Source organism: Nocardia sp. NBC_01329, assembly GCF_035956715.1.
Classification (GTDB): domain Bacteria; phylum Actinomycetota; class Actinomycetes; order Mycobacteriales; family Mycobacteriaceae; genus Nocardia.
Genome location: NZ_CP108381.1, coordinates 4707994 through 4726406, shown reverse-complemented (window position 1 = coordinate 4726406; position 18413 = coordinate 4707994). Strand labels below are relative to the sequence as shown.

19 protein-coding genes are annotated in these 18413 nt (G+C 67.3%); 11 read left to right on the top strand and 8 right to left on the bottom strand.

Translation table 11 applies throughout. The annotated features are described in order from the left end of the window. Window positions 1-6: 6 nt before the first annotated feature. Window positions 7-435 carry an HIT family protein gene (locus OG405_RS21345; protein WP_327148240.1) on the bottom strand — a complete coding sequence of 143 codons (429 nt, stop codon included), beginning with the start codon at window positions 433-435 and terminating at the stop codon, window positions 7-9. A gap of 326 nt (window positions 436-761) precedes the next feature. On the opposite strand from OG405_RS21345, the gene OG405_RS21340 reads away from it, so the two are divergent. The 5 genes from OG405_RS21340 (at window position 762) to OG405_RS21320 (ending at window position 4972) form a co-directional block, all read left to right on the top strand. Next, window positions 762-1877 carry a Re/Si-specific NAD(P)(+) transhydrogenase subunit alpha gene (locus OG405_RS21340; protein ID WP_327148239.1) on the top strand — a complete coding sequence of 372 codons (1116 nt, stop codon included), beginning with the start codon at window positions 762-764 and terminating at the stop codon, window positions 1875-1877. Further along, window positions 1877-2197 carry an NAD(P) transhydrogenase subunit alpha gene (locus OG405_RS21335; RefSeq protein WP_327148238.1) on the top strand — a complete coding sequence of 107 codons (321 nt, stop codon included), beginning with the start codon at window positions 1877-1879 and terminating at the stop codon, window positions 2195-2197. Before OG405_RS21340 ends, OG405_RS21335 begins: the two co-directional genes overlap by 1 nt. Window positions 2198-2200: 3 nt before the next feature. Continuing rightward, window positions 2201-3622, top strand: a complete 1422-nt coding sequence (locus OG405_RS21330) for an NAD(P)(+) transhydrogenase (Re/Si-specific) subunit beta (RefSeq protein ID WP_327148237.1) — start codon at window positions 2201-2203, stop codon at window positions 3620-3622. A 79-nt stretch (window positions 3623-3701) separates the two neighbouring features. After that, entirely contained in the window at window positions 3702-3863 is a 162-nt protein-coding gene (locus OG405_RS21325; RefSeq protein ID WP_327148236.1) for a hypothetical protein, read from the top strand. After that, window positions 3833-4972, top strand: coding sequence for a DUF5925 domain-containing protein (locus OG405_RS21320; protein WP_327148235.1), 1140 nt, complete (start codon window positions 3833-3835; stop codon window positions 4970-4972). Before OG405_RS21325 ends, OG405_RS21320 begins: the two co-directional genes overlap by 31 nt. Before the next feature lie 22 nt (window positions 4973-4994). On the opposite strand, the gene OG405_RS21315 is transcribed toward OG405_RS21320, so the two are convergent. The 3 genes from OG405_RS21315 to istB all read right to left on the bottom strand — a co-directional run bounded on the left by OG405_RS21315 (window position 4995) and on the right by istB (window position 9035). Then, complete coding sequence (locus OG405_RS21315; protein ID WP_327148234.1) at window positions 4995-6491, bottom strand: beta strand repeat-containing protein; 1497 nt, start codon at window positions 6489-6491, stop codon at window positions 4995-4997. A gap of 146 nt (window positions 6492-6637) precedes the next feature. After that, window positions 6638-7381 carry an IPT/TIG domain-containing protein gene (locus OG405_RS21310; protein ID WP_327148233.1) on the bottom strand — a complete coding sequence of 248 codons (744 nt, stop codon included), beginning with the start codon at window positions 7379-7381 and terminating at the stop codon, window positions 6638-6640. A gap of 682 nt (window positions 7382-8063) precedes the next feature. Continuing rightward, complete coding sequence (gene istB / locus OG405_RS21305; RefSeq protein ID WP_327148232.1) at window positions 8064-9035, bottom strand: IS21-like element helper ATPase IstB; 972 nt, start codon at window positions 9033-9035, stop codon at window positions 8064-8066. A 274-nt stretch (window positions 9036-9309) separates the two neighbouring features. On the opposite strand from istB, the gene OG405_RS21300 reads away from it, so the two are divergent. Continuing rightward, window positions 9310-10263, top strand: coding sequence for an AraC family transcriptional regulator (locus OG405_RS21300; RefSeq protein ID WP_327148231.1), 954 nt, complete (start codon window positions 9310-9312; stop codon window positions 10261-10263). Window positions 10264-10282: 19 nt separating this feature from the next. Next, window positions 10283-10714 carry an acyl-CoA thioesterase gene (locus tag OG405_RS21295; protein ID WP_327148230.1) on the top strand — a complete coding sequence of 144 codons (432 nt, stop codon included), beginning with the start codon at window positions 10283-10285 and terminating at the stop codon, window positions 10712-10714. Window positions 10715-10878: 164 nt separating this feature from the next. Here the strand turns inward: OG405_RS21295 and OG405_RS21290 are convergent, their stop codons facing one another. Both OG405_RS21290 and OG405_RS21285 read right to left on the bottom strand, forming a co-directional pair. Beyond that, on the bottom strand, window positions 10879-11724 hold the full coding sequence (locus OG405_RS21290) for an SDR family oxidoreductase (protein ID WP_327148229.1): 846 nt from the start codon (window positions 11722-11724) through the stop codon (window positions 10879-10881). Window positions 11725-11783: 59 nt separating this feature from the next. Next, window positions 11784-12374 carry an Lrp/AsnC family transcriptional regulator gene (locus OG405_RS21285; RefSeq protein WP_327148228.1) on the bottom strand — a complete coding sequence of 197 codons (591 nt, stop codon included), beginning with the start codon at window positions 12372-12374 and terminating at the stop codon, window positions 11784-11786. A gap of 144 nt (window positions 12375-12518) precedes the next feature. On the opposite strand from OG405_RS21285, the gene pdhA reads away from it, so the two are divergent. The 4 genes from pdhA to OG405_RS21265 all read left to right on the top strand — a co-directional run bounded on the left by pdhA (window position 12519) and on the right by OG405_RS21265 (window position 17030). After that, window positions 12519-13649, top strand: coding sequence for a pyruvate dehydrogenase (acetyl-transferring) E1 component subunit alpha (pdhA, locus tag OG405_RS21280; protein WP_327148227.1), 1131 nt, complete (start codon window positions 12519-12521; stop codon window positions 13647-13649). Next, a complete protein-coding gene (locus OG405_RS21275; protein ID WP_327148226.1) occupies window positions 13646-14620 on the top strand; it encodes an alpha-ketoacid dehydrogenase subunit beta in 975 nt (324 codons plus the stop codon). The genes pdhA and OG405_RS21275 overlap by 4 nt, the downstream gene beginning before the upstream one ends. A gap of 93 nt (window positions 14621-14713) precedes the next feature. Beyond that, window positions 14714-16102, top strand: coding sequence for a dihydrolipoamide acetyltransferase family protein (locus OG405_RS21270; RefSeq protein ID WP_442790776.1), 1389 nt, complete (start codon window positions 14714-14716; stop codon window positions 16100-16102). A 103-nt stretch (window positions 16103-16205) separates the two neighbouring features. Further along, window positions 16206-17030 (top strand): sulfurtransferase, encoded by an 825-nt coding sequence (locus tag OG405_RS21265; protein ID WP_327148224.1) that lies wholly within the window; start codon window positions 16206-16208, stop codon window positions 17028-17030. Here OG405_RS21265 and OG405_RS21260 read toward each other — a convergent pair whose 3' ends face one another. Together OG405_RS21260 and OG405_RS21255 are read right to left on the bottom strand one after the other, a co-directional pair. Further along, on the bottom strand, window positions 17031-17741 hold the full coding sequence (locus OG405_RS21260; protein ID WP_327152434.1) for an HNH endonuclease family protein: 711 nt from the start codon (window positions 17739-17741) through the stop codon (window positions 17031-17033). Between the two features lie 50 nt (window positions 17742-17791). Continuing rightward, on the bottom strand, window positions 17792-18154 hold the full coding sequence (locus OG405_RS21255) for a hypothetical protein (protein WP_327148223.1): 363 nt from the start codon (window positions 18152-18154) through the stop codon (window positions 17792-17794). Between the last annotated feature and the right edge of the window lie 259 nt (window positions 18155-18413).

The window sequence follows — 18413 nt, the reverse complement described above, 5'->3', positions numbered from 1 at the left end:
GTCCTCCTACATGTCGAGGGCGGCCAGGTCCGCGCGCAGCGTCGCGGCGACGCGCTCCGGTTCGTGTGAGCGGCGTAGGACGAGCCCGGTCGCGAACCGGAACTTATCGCCGTGGCTGCGCGGAATGACGTGCAGATGCACGTGCGCGACCGTCTGGAACGCGGCCTTGCCGTCGTTGATCAGCAGATTCGCGCCGTCGGCGGCGAACCCCGGACCCTGCACCGCCCGGGCGATGCGATGGCCGACCCGGAACAGCTCCACCCCGGTCCCGGCGTCCAGTTCGGACAGGTCGGTGGCATGCCGCTTCGGGACAACCAACGTGTGGCCGCGAGTGATCGGCCGGATATCGAGGAACGCGGCCACTGTGTCGTCCTCGTATACCCGATGAGCCGGTGCGGTGCCGGCCACGATCCCGCAGAAAACGCAGTCGCTCACAGGCCGCACTCTACGGCGTAAGGACGAATCGGGTCCCGGTGTGGGCGGATCGGCTTGGCAAACTTTTCAAACTCCTGGGAACGCTTCTGCGGATATGGCCCGTGATCAGGATTTACCGATGCGAAGACAACCGGACGCGCAGGCGAAATGTGACGGGCATCTCAGCTAATCTCACTTCGGTCGATGTACGGTTGCCAGGATTTCGGGCGGTGGTGTCCCAGGGCACCTCCGCCCGGCGCCGTTGATCGGCGGACCGAACAGTAGGAGAGGGAAGTAGACAAGTGGAGACAACTCGGGTGGGAGTAGGGGGGGAAGAGACACGTCCCGTGAGCGATTCGTCGCCGCGCGGGGCGCGTGTCGGCGTCGTTCGCGAATCCGCCGCGGGCGAGCGGCGGGTCGCCTTGGTTCCGAAGATCATTCCCACCCTGGTGAAGCAGGGCGTGGAGGTCGTGGTCGAGGCCGGAGCCGGATCGGGCGCGCTCATTCCCGATACCGCCTACGAGGAAGCCGGTGCGACGATCGGGGATCCCTGGTCGGCCGAGGTGGTCGTCAAGGTTGCTCCGCCCAGCGACGCCGAAGTGGGCAAACTGTCCTCGGGGCAGACGCTCATCGGGTTCCTCGCCCCGCGCAACGCCGACAACCAGATCGACGCGCTGAAGAAAGCCGAAGTGCAGGCGTTCGCGGTGGAGTCCATTCCGCGGATCTCGCGCGCCCAGGTGATGGATGCGCTGTCCTCGCAGGCCAATGTGGCCGGGTACAAGGCAGTACTGCTGGCGGCGTCGGAATCGACCCGCTTCTTCCCGATGCTCACCACCGCGGCCGGAACCGTGAAACCGGCGACCGTGCTGGTACTCGGTGTGGGCGTGGCCGGATTGCAGGCACTGGCCACCGCGAAACGCCTGGGCGGCCGGACCACCGGCTACGACGTGCGGCCCGAGGTCGCCGACCAGGTGCGTTCGGTGGGCGCCCAGTGGCTCGATCTCGGTATCGACGCCGCCGGTGAGGGCGGCTACGCCCGCGAACTCACCGATGCGGAGAAGGACAAGCAGCAGCAGGCACTCGAGGACGCCATCAAGGGTTTCGACGTCGTGATCACGACCGCCCTCGTTCCCGGCCGCCCGGCACCGCGGCTGGTGACCGCCGCCGCGGTGGCCGGGATGAAACCGGGCAGTGTCATCGTCGACCTCGCCGGGGAGACCGGCGGCAACTGTGAACTCACCGAGCCCGGCGAGACCGTGGTGAAGCACGATGTGACGATCTGCTCGCCGCTGAACCTGCCCGCCACGATGCCCGAGCACGCCAGCGAGCTGTACTCGAAGAACGTCGCCGCGCTGCTGGAACTGATGCTCGCCGAGGGCGAACTGAAACCGGACTTCTCCGACCAGGTGCTGGCCGATTCCTGCGTCACCCGTGACGCCGAACCGACAACGAAGGCGCAGTGATGTACACCGAGCTGCTGGCGAATATCGCGATTCTGGTGCTGTCCGGATTCGTGGGTTTCGCGGTGATCTCCAAGGTCCCCAATACCCTGCACACCCCGCTCATGTCGGGTACCAACGCCATCCACGGCATCGTGGTGCTGGGCGCGCTGGTCACCCTCGGGCGGGTGGAGGATCCCTCGATCGGGGTGCAGGCCATCCTGTTCGTGGCCGTGGTGTTCGGAACGCTCAACGTGATCGGTGGTTTCGTGGTCACCGACCGGATGCTGGGCATGTTCAAGGGTAAGAAGCCCGCCGCGGGTGCCGAGAAGGCAGGTAAGTGACCCATGGACAATCTGGTCGATATTCTCTACATCCTGTCCTTCGCCCTGTTCATCTACGGTCTGATGGGGCTGACCGGTCCGAAGACCGCCGTCCGGGGCAACTGGATCGCGGCGGCCGGTATGGCGATCGCGGTGATCGCCACTCTGATCGCGGTGCGCGACAGCACCAACTGGATCCTGATCGTGGCCGGTCTTGTCGTCGGTGTGGTGCTGGGTGTTCCGCCCGCGCGCTACACCAAGATGACCGCGATGCCGCAGCTGGTGGCGGCGTTCAACGGTGTCGGCGGCGGTACGGTCGCCCTCATCGCCTGGGCCGAATTCATCGACACCACCGGTTTCTCGGCGTTCCAGCACGGCGAGGAACCCACGGTGCACATCATCGTCGGCTCGCTGTTCGCCGCGATCATCGGTTCGATCTCGTTCTGGGGTTCGGTGATCGCGTTCGGCAAACTGCAGGAGATCCTGCCCGGCCGCCCGATCGGGCTCGGGAAGCTGCAGCAGCTGGTGAACCTGGTGCTGCTGGTGGCCGCTGTCACGGCGGCGGTGGTCATCGGGCTCGGTGCCGCCGACGGTGGGGCATCGCAGTGGTGGATGGTCGGTCTGCTGCTGGCCGCCGGTGTGCTGGGCTTGATGGTGGTGCTGCCGATCGGCGGCGCGGATATGCCGGTGGTGATCTCGCTGCTCAATGCCCTCACCGGGCTGTCCGCGGCGGCCGCCGGTCTGGCGCTGAACAACACCGCCATGATCGTGGCCGGCATGATCGTCGGCGCGTCCGGCACCATCCTGACCAACCTGATGGCCAAGGCGATGAACCGGTCCATTCCGGCGATCGTGGCGGGCGGCTTCGGTGGCGGCGGCGGTGCGGTCGCAGGTTCCGGTGACGGTGAACAGAAGCAGGCCAAGGCCACCTCGGCCGCCGACGCCGCGATCCAGATGGCCTACGCCAACCAGGTGATCGTGGTGCCCGGCTACGGTATGGCCGTCGCCCAGGCGCAGCACGCTGTCAAGGAGATGGCGGCGCTGCTGGAGGCCAAGGGGGTCGAGGTCAAGTACGCGATCCATCCGGTCGCGGGCCGGATGCCCGGCCATATGAACGTGCTGCTGGCCGAGGCGGAGGTGTCCTACGACGCCATGAAGGAAATGGACGATATCAACGGCGAATTCGGCCGAACCGATGTCGCCCTGGTCATCGGCGCCAACGATGTCACCAATCCCGCCGCCCGCGAGGATTCCACCAGCCCGATCTACGGGATGCCGATCCTCAATGTCGACCAGGCCAAATCGGTGATCGTGCTGAAGCGCTCGATGAACAGCGGTTTCGCCGGTATCGACAATCCGCTGTTCTACTCCGATCACACCTCGATGCTGTTCGGGGACGCGAAGAAATCCGTCGGTGCGGTCACCGAGGAGTTGAAGGCGCTGTAATCGCGCGGTAGTCACCACGGCCCCGGTTACGCGGTTCACCACCGCGCCCGGGGCCGTTGTGCTGTTGTACGGTCGGTCGATGGCGAGTCCCGGAGCCAAACTGCTGCAGTCCCGTTGGTTCGTACCGGGAATCGAGCGGGATCACCGTGCCCGCCGGGCGGCCGGAAAACCGGTGGACGGTCTCCGGTTCCGGGCCGATGATGGACGGCGATGCTGGAACGCCATGAACCATTGCGCCTGATCGAGAACGACAGTGCCGCCGCCGACCCCGCCGACGCTCTCCCGTGGTCGGCTGTTCTCGACTCCTATTCCACCCCTCGCGACCTGCTGGACATGCTGACGCTCAGCCTGTTCGGCAGGGGTGTGCAGCCGTTCTATCGGAAAAGGCAACTGGAACGGGTGCGGGCCGACGCGCCGTTGCGCCCGCCGGGATCGGCGATCGCGCGGCAGATGGTCGAAGCCGAGGCACTGTCGATCCTCGTATTGGGTGAGGGGTGGGCGCTGCGTGCCGATCGGTGGGCGGATAAATCGGCCACCGTGGAGGTGACCGCGACCAGTGACGACCTGGCCGAACGCATAATCGCCGAAGCGACTCGTGATGCCGAGGAGGCGGCCCCGGCCGACCTGGCCTCGGTGAAAATGGGATTCTGGCATCAGGCCGACCGCGGGGCCAACCGGCGGGTTCTCACCGTCACGACGCCGGAATGGCCGGAGATCCGGGAGAACTACAGCAAGACCGTGGCCGGCGCCCTGGACCGCCTGATGGCATTGCGTCCGGCCGATATCCGCGGCCGGTTGCTTCTGCTGCACGGTCCGCCCGGGACGGGTAAGACCACCGCGTTGCGGGCGCTGGCCAGATCCTGGTCCGATTGGTGCCAGGCCGATTGCGTACTCGATCCCGAGATGTTGTTCGCCAAACCCGGGTATCTGATGCGTGCGGCGATGGGAGCCGAGGGCGAGGACGAACAAGCCGACCGCTGGCGGCTGCTGATCCTGGAGGATTGCGACGAGCTGATCCACGCCGAGGCGAAATCCTCTTCGGGACAGGGGCTTTCCCGATTGCTCAACCTCACCGACGGGATGCTCGGGCAGAGCCGCGATGTGCTGGTCGCGATCAGCACCAACGAGGATCTTTCGCGGCTGCACCCCGCGGTCACCCGGCCCGGCCGCTGCCTGGCTCAACTGGAGATCGGGAAGCTGTCGGCCGCCGAGGCCCGTACCTGGTTGGGTGATCACCCCGCCGCGGGGGCCGCCACGGAGGCGACCCTCGCGGAACTGGTCGCGCTCCGTGACGGGCACGGAGATATCGCGGTCACGGCCGCTGCTCCCGATTCCGGTATGTACCTGTAGTTTCGGGGCTTCGGCCGGCCGATCAGATCTCGGGTGGCGCGACGTAGGTGAAGGCACCGGTTCCGGTGGCGCTACCACCGCTCGTGGTGACCACCACGTCCACCGCACCGGCGGCTCCGGCCGGTGTGATCGCAGTGACCAGTGTGTCGGACACGACCGTGAACGGTGCCGGGTTACCGCCGAAAGTAACCGAATCGGTGGTGGTCAGCGCAGTACCGGGGATGGACACCGAAGTCCCGCCGCCAATCGGTCCGGCGGTAGGGGCCGGCGTGCCGATTGTGGGCACGGCGACGTAGGTGTAGGCAACCCCGTTGCTGGTGCCACCCACGGTGGTGACCCTGACCTGCACTGTGCCGGTCCCGGCCGGAGCGGTAGCCGTGATCTGTGTGCCGGAGACGACCGTGAACGAAGTCGCCGGCGTGGCGCCGAAGGTGACCGCGGTGGTTCCGGTCAGGCCGGTACCGACCAGGGTGACAGGGGTACCGCCCGCCACCGGCCCCGAAGCCGGAGCGACGGAGATCAGCGCGGGGACTGCGACATAGCTGTAGAGCAGACCGTTACTGGTGGTCCCCGCGGTGGTGACGGTGACCAGTACGGCCCCCGTGCCGGGTGGGGTGGTGGCGGTGATCTGGGTGCTGGAGTTCACGGTGAAACTTGTTGCGAGGGTGGCGCCGAAGGAGACCGCGGTGGCTCCGGTGAGGTTGGTGCCGGTGAGTGTGACGGTGGTGCCGCCGGTTGTGGGTCCCTGCGTGGGGCTGATCCCGGTCAGCGTCGGGACCGTGGCATAGGTGTACGGAAGTCCGTTCGTGGTGCCGCCGGTGGTGGTGACGGTGACCTGTACGGTTCCGGTGCCGGGTGGGGCGGTGGCGGTGATCTGGGTGCTGGAGTCGACCGTGAAGGTGGTTGTCGTGGTGCCGAAACGCACGGCCGTGACGGTACCGGCGAATCCGGTGCCGGTGAGTGTGACGCTGTTGAGTCCGGCCGCCGGCCCTAGATTCGGGTTGACCGAGGTGAGCGTCGGGACCACGACGTAGGTGTAGGACGCGCCGTTGCTGGTACCGACGCCGGTGGTGACGGTGACCTGCACGGTACCCGTGCCGGGTGGGGCGGTGGCCGTGATCTGGGTGCCGGAGTTCACGGTGAAACTCGTTGCGGGGGTGGCGCCGAAAGTGACGGCGGTGGCTCCGGTGAAACTGGTGCCGGTGAGCGTCACCGAGGTGCCGCCGGTTGTGGGTCCCTGCGTGGGGCTGATCCCGGTCAGCGTCGGGATCGTGGCATAGGTGTAGGGAAGCCCGTTGCTGGTGCCGGCCCCGGTGCTGACGGTGACCTGCACGGTTCCGGTGCCGGGCGGGGCGATCGCGGTGATCTGGGTGCTGGAGTCGACCGTGAAGGTGGTTGCCGTGGTGCCGAAACGCACAGCCGTGACGATACCGACGAATCCGGTGCCGGTCAGCGTGACGTTGTTGAGTCCGAAAGGGGGGCCCGAAGTCGGCGACAGGGAGGTCAGGGTGGGGGCCATGGGGTTGCTCCTTTCAGAGCGGGCGGAGGAGCCCCCGCCCGGCCGGGGGCGAGGGCGGTTCGAGCGCTGAGGGATTCCGGTCCCGGGCAGAGCAGTGACTTGCCCTGCCCGGGATGCTCCGGGCCGTCAACGGCCCGGATGACCGGTCAGATACCGGGTCCGGCGATATAGGTGAACGCGTCGGTCACGGTTGCGTTGCCACCTGCGGTGGTGACGACGATATCGACGGCACCGGCGGTTCCCGGTGGCGTCACCGCCACGAGAGCCGTATCGGAGAGAACGCTGAACGGTGCCAGGACACCGTCGAACGTAACCGATTCGGTCTCGGTCAGGCCGGTGCCGGGGATGGTCACCGCGGTGCCACCGGAGGCCGGGCCGGAGGCGGGGCTCGGGGTGCCGAGAGTGGGCGCGTCCACGTAGGTGTACGAAAGACCGTTGCTGGTCCCACCCGCGGCGGTGACGGTGACACCGACCGAACCCGCCGCCGCGCCCGCGGGCACGACTACGGTCAGCACGCCGTCGTTCACCACGGTCGGAGTCGCGGAATTGGCACCGAAGGACACGGAAGTGGCTGTGGCCAAACCGGTTCCGGTGATAGTCACCGTATCGCCGCCGGCGGTGACTCCCGAGACAGGAGACAGGCTCGATTTGAACGGCGGGCCGATGTAGAAGAACGACAGTGGATTGCTGGTCCCGCCCGGTGTGGTGACGGTTACCCCGACTGTGCCGGCCCCCGAGGGGGAGGTGGCCGTGATCGAGGTGGGTGTATTGGCTGTGATGGTGGCCGATTTGGTACCGAAACGTACGGCGGTGGCGCCGGCGAGGTTGACGCCGGTGATGGTGACGGTAGTGCCGCCGGCGGTCGATCCCTGGTTCGGAGAGATGGGCATGAGGGGTGTCCTTCTGCTGGATATGTTCGGTGGGCACGACCGATCGACGCCGGGCGGGGTAATGCCGCCGAGTGAGGTGGGTGTGCTGAGAGTTGCCGTCCGGTGACTCCGCTGCCGGCTTTCGGCTGTCAGCGGGTACGGACGGGGACGTTGCTCCGGCCGGAGCTTTCGCCCGAAACTTCGCCGGCGGTGCCGATCGGGACCCCGAGTTCGGAGTGACGGACGCCGCAGGTGTGGTTCACCGCTACCGGTGACGTAAATGCATTCGATATCGGGAGTGTCGCCGGTTTTCGCCGACATTCTCACGGGTAATCAAGAATTATTCATATTTTCCCTTGCGTTGATCGATCGGAACGATCCACTCGCCAAGGTACGTCTCCGGAACGTCATATGCAACAGTGGATTACGAATCGTATGCACAGCTCAGGATTCGGATGGAGTGTTTTTATCACCGAATGCGACGAAATTATCATGAATTCCGACACCGTTTTTTCATGAAACCCGGTGCTGTTTTATCGCGAAATTCGACGGCAGTGAAAAGATATACCGGTTCGTTTGTTCCTCGATTCCGTCGCCGCGTCCCGCCGGACGAACCCGAGGGGGTCGGGCTACGGATCGGCGGGCAGCACGCGACAGCGGACCCGCCTTGTGATGCCGGCCCGGACGCGGTGCCCGGGCCGGGTCAGCGGGACGGGTCGGGAGGTGCGCTCGACCGGGAGTGTGCCCGGCGATAACTCTGGTTTCCGGTCTCGACGATCGTGCCGCCGAACGTGAGCCGGTCGATGATTGCAGCGCGGAGCCGGGGGTCGGGAAAGATCTCGGACCAGTTGGTGATGCCGCGGTTGGAGACGATCGCCACCGATCTCCTTTCCTCGCGTTCGGTCAGCACCTGGAACAGCAACTCGGCGCCGTGCCGGCCCAGTTCGGTGTAACCGAGTTCATCGATGCACAGCAGGTCGACGCCCCGGTAGCGGCCGATGGCCCGGGACAGCCGCTGCCCGTCGGCGGCTTCCCTCAGTTTGTTGACCAGCCCGGCGGCGAGGGTGTATCTGACCCGGTAACCGGCCCTGGCGGCTTCGGTGCCCAGCGCGATCAGCAGATGCGACTTTCCGGTGCCGGCCTCGCCGATCAAGCACAGCGGCAGCCCTTTTCGTACCCATTCGCCTTCGGCGAGGGCGTGGATCACGGCTGGGTCGACGCTGGGGTTGGCATCGAAATCGAAGTCGTGGAGCGTTTTGGAGCGGGGGAACCCGGCCGCGCCGACGAGTCGTTCGGTGCGGCGACGGGCAGTCGTCTGTTCTGTTCGCAGCTGCGGTCTGCGTTCACGGATATAGGCACTGACCCGCTGATACGACACGTCCACCATGCCCTGTTCTGTGCGCAGCCGCTGGTAGATCCGGGTGGCCGTATGGCGCTGCCTGGGCGGTCCGTCGAGATCGGCGCGCAGCACATCGTCGATGAACGACTTGTAGGGATCCAGCTTCTGGGGCCGTGGCGAATACTCTTTGCGCGGTTCGGGCAACACCGATTCCGTCGCCCTCGCGACCGTGCGCCACCCGACGCCGTGCTTGCGCTCGATCGCACGTTTGGACAATCCGGCACGAAGGTCCTGCCGGATCGCCGCGTACAGCTCCACTTTGGACATGTCCGGCATCAGCACCCTCCCCTCGCCCCACTTATTCCATATCTACATGATAGGCCCGGCCTGTTACACCCTTCGTGACGTCGAATCGCAAGCGGGGCCGTCCATTCCGTTGGGCAAATGCCGTCACGATCGGCGAACACCGGTGGAGTAGGTGGGGGATCCCCGCCGACTCTTCGGAATTCCACATCGGTCGCGCCGGGGCCGCTCCGCGGGCATCGCGCCTGTCGAATCGGGCGCCGCGGAGCCTGTCGCAGGCCGCCGGGGGGCGGCTATCGTTGGCGAAATGGATGCGTTGGCCGGATTGCTGGAGGGCCCCAGGGCGAGAGGTGCCTTCCTGCTGCGCTCGCTGCTGAGCCCGCCGTGGTCGCTGCGCATCCAGGACGAATCCCCGCTGACCGTGGCCGCGGTGATCCGGGGGCGTGCGTGGATCCTCACCGAGAACGGTGGCCGCCACCGGATCGGTGCCGGGGATGTGGCGGTGTTCCGCGGGCCGAGCCCGTATACCGTCGCCGATGATCCCGCCACCGAACCGCAGATCCTCATCAACCCCGGCCAGGTCACCACCACAGTCGACGGTGAGGTGCTCTGCGAGACGATGAGCCTCGGTGTGCGGCAGTGGGGTAACGACCCCGACGGTGAGACCGTACTGGTCACGGGGTCATACGAGCAGGCGGGCGCGGTGAGCCGACGCTTGTTGCGCGCGCTACCGCAGACGCTGGTGGTGCCGCGCGGCCGTTCCGACGATCGCGTGCTGAGCCTGCTGGCCGAGGAGACGGTCAAGGATCAGCCCGCACAGAGCGCGGTGCTGGATCGGCTACTGGATCTGCTGCTCATCGCCACCCTGCGCACCTGGTTCGCCGGGAACGAGGCCCCGCCCTGGTACCACGCCTACAGTGATCCACAGGTCGGCAAGGCGCTGCGGCTGCTACAGCACAATCCCGCGCACAGTTGGACCGTCGCCGATCTCGCCCGCGAGGTGGGCGTCTCCCGCGCGGCGCTGGCCAGGCGGTTCACCGAGCTGGTGGGCGAGCCGCCGATGGCCTTTCTCACCGAATGGCGGCTGGATCTGGCTGCCGACCTGTTGCAGGGCACCGAGGACACGGTGGAGTCCATCGCCCGCCGAGTCGGGTACGGCAGCGCTTTCGCATTGAGCACCGCCTTCAAACGGCAGTTCGGGGTGAGCCCCCGTGAGCACCGCCTCGGGGCCGCGTCCGCCGCGGTGCCCACGGCCGGCTGACCCCGGTATCGTCGGCCGGGTGACCCAGCAGTATCCGGTGCTCTGGCCGGTTCCCACCCGGTGGGCCGATAACGACCACTACGGCCACGTGAACAACGTGACCTATTACGCCTATTTCGATACGGCGGTCAACGCCTGGCTCATCGACGCCACCGGAATCGATATCCGGGACCTGCCCGCTATCGGGATCGTGGCGGAGACGTCCTGCCGTTTCCACGCCTCGCTGAGCTTCCCGGACCTGCTGCGAGTGGGTCTGCGCGTCGCCCGGCTCGGCCGATCCAGCATCACCTACGACCTCGCGATCTTCCGGGAGGCGGGCGAGGAGCTGGAACTCGCGGCGACCGGGACCTTCGTCCACGTCTATGTTGATTCGCGGACCCGTAAACCGGTGGAGATCCCCGGGGCGATCCGCGACGCCGCCGCGGCACTGGTTACCGATACCGCCGAGTAGTAGCCGCCGCGGGCGGTTCACGCCGTTCGCGCGGGACGCGTCCGGTGCCCGGACGCACGGCCGATCGGATCTCCGAATCCCTGACGGTAGAGCCGGGATCAGCTCGTCGCGGCTGCTGTGCAGAGCGTAGATCGTGGTGAGCGGTACCCGGGCCCGACGTGCCGTCACTCCTCGGCGCCGGGGTTCTCCAGTGCGTTCTGGAAGCGGCGCATACCCCGGATCCATCGGTCGTAGTCCGAGCCCTTGTGCTGGTACATCGTCAGTACTTCCGGATGCGGCAGGATCAGGAATTGCCCCGCCGCCACCCCGGTGAGCACGGTATCGGCGACCTCTTCCGGGGTGAGTACGGCGCCCGCGGACCGCACGGCATCGATCGCCAGCCGGCCTGCCGCCACATTGTCCGGCGGGATCATCCCCTCGCGGAGCAGCGCGGTGTCCACGCCCATCGGGCATACGCAGCTGACCCGAATGCCTCTGTCGCCGTAGGTGACCGAAAGCCATTCGGCGAATCCGACCGCGGCATGTTTGGAGACCGCGTACGGCGCGGATCCGAGCTGGGTGAGCAGTCCGGCCGCCGACGCGGTGCTTACGAAATAGCCCGTGCCGCGCGCCAGCCAGCCCGGGACGAGCAGCCGGGCGGCGCGGATATGGGCCATGGTGTTGATCTCCAGCGCCGAGGCCCACTGCGCATCGGTGCTGTCGAGTCCGGCGCCGCCACCTATACCGGCATTGGCGAAGTACAGGTCGACGGGGCCGAAAGCGGATTCCGCGATATCGATGAAACCCTGGATCACCTCGGGGTCGGCGGCGTCGCCGGCGGCTGCTACCGCTGCCGCACCGATCTCACTCGCGACCCGCGCCGCGGTGGCCGGATCGAGGTCGGCGATCACGACCTTCGCACCGTGGTCGGCCAGACGATGCGCCAGCGCCGCGCCGATACCGGATCCACCGCCGGTGACGATGGCGGTCCGGCCCGAGAATGTGTCCGATACTGTGCCTGAGAGCTCCATGCCGGCACCTTAGCGGTTCTTTGCGACATCTACTCTCTTATGTCGCTTACCCGGATCGTTCAATCGATGTCCCGTCCGGTCTCCTGATCTCGTCCCTGCGCCGGACTCGAGGTGCCCGCGCCGGTGCGCGGGCCCGACCGGGGATTACCGGACGGTCGGGACACCTCGGCCAGCCGGTGTAGCAGGGGTGCGATACGCGGCCCCACCGATTCCTGCATCACCAAGGCCATATTCGTGCGGACCACCCCTGGGATCTTCAGAATCTGTCCGGTGATCCGGTAGAGATCGTCGGCGTCGCGGGCCACCACCCGCACTGTGAGGTCGGTGGGGCCGGTCATTCCGCACACCTCGGTCACCTCCGGTATCTCGGCGAGTTCGCCGACCACCGCTTCCAGGCGATGCTGGTCCACGACCACCGCCACGAAGGCCGACAAGCGGTAGCCGAGTGCGCGCGGTTCGACCCGGCGTTCGAAACTTCCCAGCACTCCGGTGGCCTCCCAGCGGGTGATCCGCGCCTGCACGGTGTTGCGGGACAGGCCGAGCCGGGTGGCCAGCTCGACGCCGGTGGCCCGGGGGTTGGCGATCAGTTCGAGTAGTAGGCGCGCATCGGTCGCGTCCACTACCGCTTCGGTGGTCTCCGGACTGGTCATATGACGCAGTATGACAGGGTCGACGGCATTCGAACTGTGCATTCTGCTCAGTTCTCGGATCTGGACTTGCGCAGATCGCTTAAGCGAGGATGCTATGTGTTACAGGCCACATCAGCGCGTGACCCGCGTGAGGAGGCGAGGCCGATGCCCGGCACAACCGAGTACCCGGTGCAGTTGATCCAGCCCGACGGCGCTCGGGTGCACCACCCCGAATATCAGGCCCTGGTCGCCGATATCGGGCCCGGCGAACTCCGGCAGCTCTATGAAGATCTGGTGGTCACCCGGCGTATCGACACCGAAGCGGTCGCGCTGGCCCGGCAGGGACAACTCGGGCTCTGGGCGCCGTGCCAAGGGCAGGAAGCAGCCCAGGTGGGTTCGGCCCACGCGCTGCGTCCCGACGACTATGTATTCGGCAGCTACCGCGAGAGCGCCGTCGCCTACTGCCGGGGGGTGCCACCGAGTGCCATGACCGCCATGTGGCGGGGAGTGTCGCACTCGGCCGGAGATCCGGCACTGGCCAATATGGCCAACCCGGCGATAGTTGTCGGCGCCCAGGGGTTGCACGCCACGGGCTACGCCTATGCCGCTCACCTCGACGGTGCCGAGATCGCGACCGTCGCCTACTTCGGGGACGGCGCCACCAGCCAGGGGGATATCGCCGAAGCGCTGACCTTCGCCGCGAGCTGGGGCGCGCCCGTGGTGTTCTTCTGCCAGAACAATCACTGGGCGATCAGCGAACCCGTCCAGTTGCAGAGCGCCACCCCGATCGCCCAGCGCGCGATCGGGTACGGGATCCCCGCCGTCCGGGTGGACGGCAACGATGTACTGGGCGTGCTGGCCGTCACCAGGCAGGCCGCCGCGCGAGCCCGCAGCGGCGGCGGCCCCTCGTTCGTCGAGGCCATCACCTACCGGATGGGGCCGCATACGACCGCCGACGATCCCACTCGCTATCGCACCGCCGCCGAAACCGAGGAATGGGCCCGGCGGGACCCGATCCTGCGGATGCGGCTGCTGCTGGAACGGGAGGATCTGCTCGACGACGAGTTCCGGCTGCGGGTGGACGGACGCGCCGACGAGGTCGCGCACCGGATGCGCACCGAAACCCTGACGATGGCCGATCCCGAGCCATCGGAACTGTTCGCTCACGTCTATGCGACCCCGCACCGGGGCCTGGACGAGCAGCGCACCGAGTACGCCGCGTATCTGGCCGACGACCCGTCCGCCGCGCTCGCCACCGTCGCGCCTGCCGTGCGCGAGAAAGGAGTCCGCTCATGATCACCACCTTCGCCGCGGCGCTCAACGCCGGGCTGCGCACCGCGCTGGAGGACGATCCGAAAGTGGTGCTGATGGGCGAGGACATCGGCCGGCTCGGCGGCGTCTTCCGGGTCACCGACGCGCTCCAGAAGGACTTCGGCGAGCACCGGGTCATCGATACGCCGCTGGCCGAGTCGGGCATCATCGGCACAGCCTTCGGCATGGCGCTGCGCGGCTACCGCCCGGTGTGCGAGATCCAGTTCGACGGATTCGTCTATCCGGCGTTCGACCAGATCGTCTCCCAGGTCGCCAAGATCCACAACCGGACTCGGGGTGCTGTGCGGGCACCGCTGACCATTCGGATCCCGTTCGGGGGCGGTATCGGTTCGGTGGAACATCATTCCGAGTCACCCGAGGCGTATTTCGCTCATACGGCCGGCCTGCGGGTGGTGGCACCGAGTAATCCGGCCGACGCCTTCACCATGATCCGTCAGGCCATAGCGCTGGACGATCCGGTGATCTTCTTCGAACCCAAACGCCGGTACTGGGACAAGGCCGAGTTCGATCCCGCGGCCGAACCGGATCTGCCACTGGATCGGGCCCGGATATGTGTGCGCGGTACCGACGCCACCGTGGTCGCCTACGGAGGCACGGTCGCGACTGCGCTGGCTGCCGCGAAGACGGGTGCTGAAGAGGGGATCTCGCTGGAGGTGGTGGATCTGCGGAGCCTGGCGCCCCTGGATGTGGATACCGTCGCGGAATCGGTGGACCGGACGGGCCGGCTGATCGTGGTGCACGAAGCGCAGCGCACCTGCGGTATCGGCGCCGAGATCGCCGCCCGGATCACCGAGCGGTGTTTCTACCGGCTCGAGGCGCCGGTGCTGCGGGTCGCCGGGTTCGATATCCCCTACCCTCCGGCTAAGCTCGAGAAGCATCATCTGCCCGACCCGGACCGGATCCTGGAGGCGGTCGATCGAACGCTTGCCGCCTGAAGCGTGATCCCACCCTGACGCCCGCCGGAGGTGCCCGAAACCGTGGACGAGAACGCCCGCGCCGACGAAGATCGTGCCGCAGAAACCGGCGAGATCCTGGAGTTCCGGCTCCCCGATCTCGGCGAAGGGCTCACCGATGCCGAATTCCAGAACTGGACGGTGGCGGTGGGCGACGAGGTCGCGCTGAACCAGACGATCGCCGAGGTGGAAACCGCGAAAGCGGTGGTCGCACTGCCGTCTCCGTTCGCCGGGACGGTGGTGGAACTGCTCGCCGAACCGGGGGAGACCATTGCGGTCGGCGCTCCGCTGCTCCGGATCCGTACCACTGCGACGGGATCGGATTCCGGTGGCCGCCCTTCGGTGCTCGTCGGCTACGGGCCGACGGAAGAGCGGGTCACCCGGCGTCGCCGTGGTGGGCAGCACCCCGGTGGTGCCGCGGAACCGCCCGCCGAATCGGCCGCCGGTAACGGGATGTCCTACGAAGGCGGGGTCATCGGCGGCGGATCGAACGGCTCGGCGCAACAGCCGGTGGACCGGGCTCCGGAGCGCGGCGGGGACGCCGCCCGCGCCGCCGCGGCCGAATCGCAGCGGGTCGCCGCCACGCCGGGCGCGCGAAAGCTGGCCCGGGAACTGGGTATAGATCTCTGGTATGTGGCCGGATCGGGTCCGGACGGGGCGGTCACGGTAGCGGATGTCCGTGGTGCGGTACCGGTTTCGGAACCGGACACCCGAGACAGCAGCCCCGAGACCACAGTGGTGGCGGAACCGGCCGCCGGGTCGGCCCGTGAGGAGCGGACACCGATCGCGGGGGTCCGGAAGCGGACCGCCGATGCCATGGTGACCAGTGCGCGGACGATCCCGCAGGCCGACACCTCGATCACGGTCGATGTCACAGCCTCGCTCGAACTGCTGGAACATCTCCGTGGCACCAAGGCATTCGAGGAAATCACCCCCACCCCGCTCGCGCTGGTGGCGAAATCCGTGCTCGCCGCACTGGCCGAATTTCCTGTCGTCAACACCTTCTGGGACGAGGCGAACGCGGAGATAGTCACCCGGCACTTTGTCAACCTGGGTATCGCCGTGGCCACCCCGCGCGGCCTGCTCGTGCCGAATATCAAGGATGCGCAGACGCTGAGCCTGCGCGAATTGTGCCGCGAGATCAATTGGCTGGCCCAGACCGCGCGCGACGGCCGTTCGGGCCTGGCGGACCTGCGGGCGGGCACCTTCACCATCTCCAATGTCGGCGTCTTCGGCGTGGAAACCGGTACACCGCTGGTGAATCCGGGTGAGGCCGCGATTCTGTGCCTGGGCGCGGTGGTGAAACGGCCGTGGGTTTTCCGGGACGAACTGGCGATACGTTCGGTGGCGACACTGACCCTGAGCTTCGATCACCGGATGATCGACGGCGAAGCCGCGGCGCGTTTCCTGGCGACCGTCGCCGGACTGCTGGAGGATCCACTCACGCTGCTCGCTCGTATCTGACCGGAAGAATTCAGCGCGCGATATCCGTGTACGCATGGACTTCGCCGACCGCCCCCGCGTACGGTGACGAAATCTGTTCCAGACGCTTGGACGAGGAGCTGCGTTGAACGCGGTATTGATCTCGGCTGAAGACCTCCGGGAATCAACAGTGAAGAATCTGCGCCTGCTCGATGTGCGCTGGCAACTCGGCGATCCCGAGGGTCCGCAGCACTATCAGAACGGTCATATCCCCGGGGCGGTATTCGTCGATCTCGATACCGAACTCGCTGCCCTGCCGTCGCCGTCCCGCGGCCGGCATCCGCTACCGAACCCGGCCCGGTTGCAGGCCTGTGCCCGCAGTTGGGGACTGTGCACGGGCGATCCGGTGGTCGTCTACGACGCGATCGGCGGTATGTCCGCGGCTCGGGCGTGGTGGCTGCTGCGCTGGGCGGGAATAGCCGATGTCCGGATCCTGGACGGTGGGCTACCCGCGTGGATCCGCGCCGGCGGCGAATTGGCCACCGGCGTGGAATCCGATCCGGTGCCGGGCGATATCGAGTTCGAACCGGGCCGCTTGCCGGTGATCGACGCGGACGCCGTCGCCCGGTGGGAGGGTGTGCTGTTGGATGCCCGCGCGGCCGAGCGCTATCGCGGCGAGCAGGAGTCGCTCGACCCGCGCGCTGGTCATATTCCCGGTGCGATCAGCGTTCCTACCAGCGATAATCTCGATCAGGACGGGTGTTTCCTACCCGCCGAACTGCTGCGCGAACGGTTCGGGGATTTCGGTGAGGCCCCGGTCGCGGTGTACTGCGGATCGGGGGTCACGGCGGCGCATGCGATCGCCGCGCTCGCCGTGGTGGGTGTGCAGGCCGCGTTGTATCCGGGGTCCTGGTCGCAGTGGGCACACGATCCGAAACGGCCGGTCGCCACGGGTGCGCACGCCGAGTGATCATCCACAGGTCCCGGCGATCCGGCGCAGCGCCGCGTGATCGGCGGCGGTGACCGGCAGCTGATAGCGCAGCGCGACCGTGAGATAGCGGCCCGCGTAGTAACAGTGGCCGGACCGAGCCGGTGGCAACCAATCCGCGGGGGTGCTGTCGCTCTTGTCGGTATTGGCCGCATCGTCGGTGGCCTGCAGGTTGTAGTCGATATCGTTGGCGAAGCGGATCCGCTGTGCCGGCGGCCATCCGGCCGCCCCGAAATCCCAGGCGGCGGCCAGCGGATAGATATGGTCGATCGGTATCCGCCGGGCGGTCTCCTTGCTGAACACGATCAGGGCGCCGGTGTAGGGATCGGCCAGAGTGCCGGACTGTACGACGCACCGATGGGTGCCGGGCCGGTAGCCGACCCCGGTGAGCTGGCGGGCCAGCACGTTGTTGCGGGTATCGCAGCCGTCCCGGCCACCGGGACCGTCGTGGTCGTCGGACCAGGCCGGGCCGAAGACACAATTCTGCCGGGCGCCGCAACCACGCTCGTACCCGCCCGGATGCGGACGTTGCGCGACCACCCGGACCGCGCCGAGCAACTGTTCGATCCGCTCCCGCCCGGGGCTGCCCGGTGCGGGTCGTTGCCCGGCGACCGCGGCGCAACCGGTGCCCGAAGCCAGTAACAGAAATGCGGTACACAGAGCGGTAACCGCGTGAATCATCCCCCGTGTCATCACAGCTACCGGTATACCGGACCCCTCCGACAGTTACCGGTGATCCGGGCCTACAGCCAGGCGCGGGCCAGCAGCTCGTCGTTGTCGACCCGGTTGCTGTGGGGCGGGAATCGGGTAGCGACCAGGGATTCGATATGCACCCCGTCGTGGCCGATCACCCAGGACCCGCCGCTGTCGGTGCATTCAGCGATCTTGGCGAAGGCGGTGAGCAGGAAGGTGACCGCCTCCTCGGGCAGCGCGGTGTGAGCCAGCCGCTGCGATTCCCCGGGCCGGGACAGGTCCAGCCAGACCCCGCACTGCCCGTCCAGCCGCATACCGACGATCTTGTCGGCATTCACGAAGGTGAACTTGCGCCGTTCCCACGGGGTGGTCGGCGTGTAGCTCTGCTCGAGAACCTGGAGCAGAATCGTCATACTGCTGCCCTCCGCTTTTCGATGGCACCGTGGTGCCGAGACGCCGCTGTGTGAGGTGACCGCTGTTCGCGGGCCGGGATTCGCCGGGTGCCGCACCGAGCCGCCGCTGATATCCAGACCCGGGCAGCGCGACCCGCCCGGCGGGACTGCGCTCGGCGGGTAGGGATATCAGCGGTGACCAGCGGATATTTCTCAGTATGTGCCGTCGCGGGGGATAAATCCAGACACTACGGCGGGTGAGCCGGGCCCGTATCGCGCG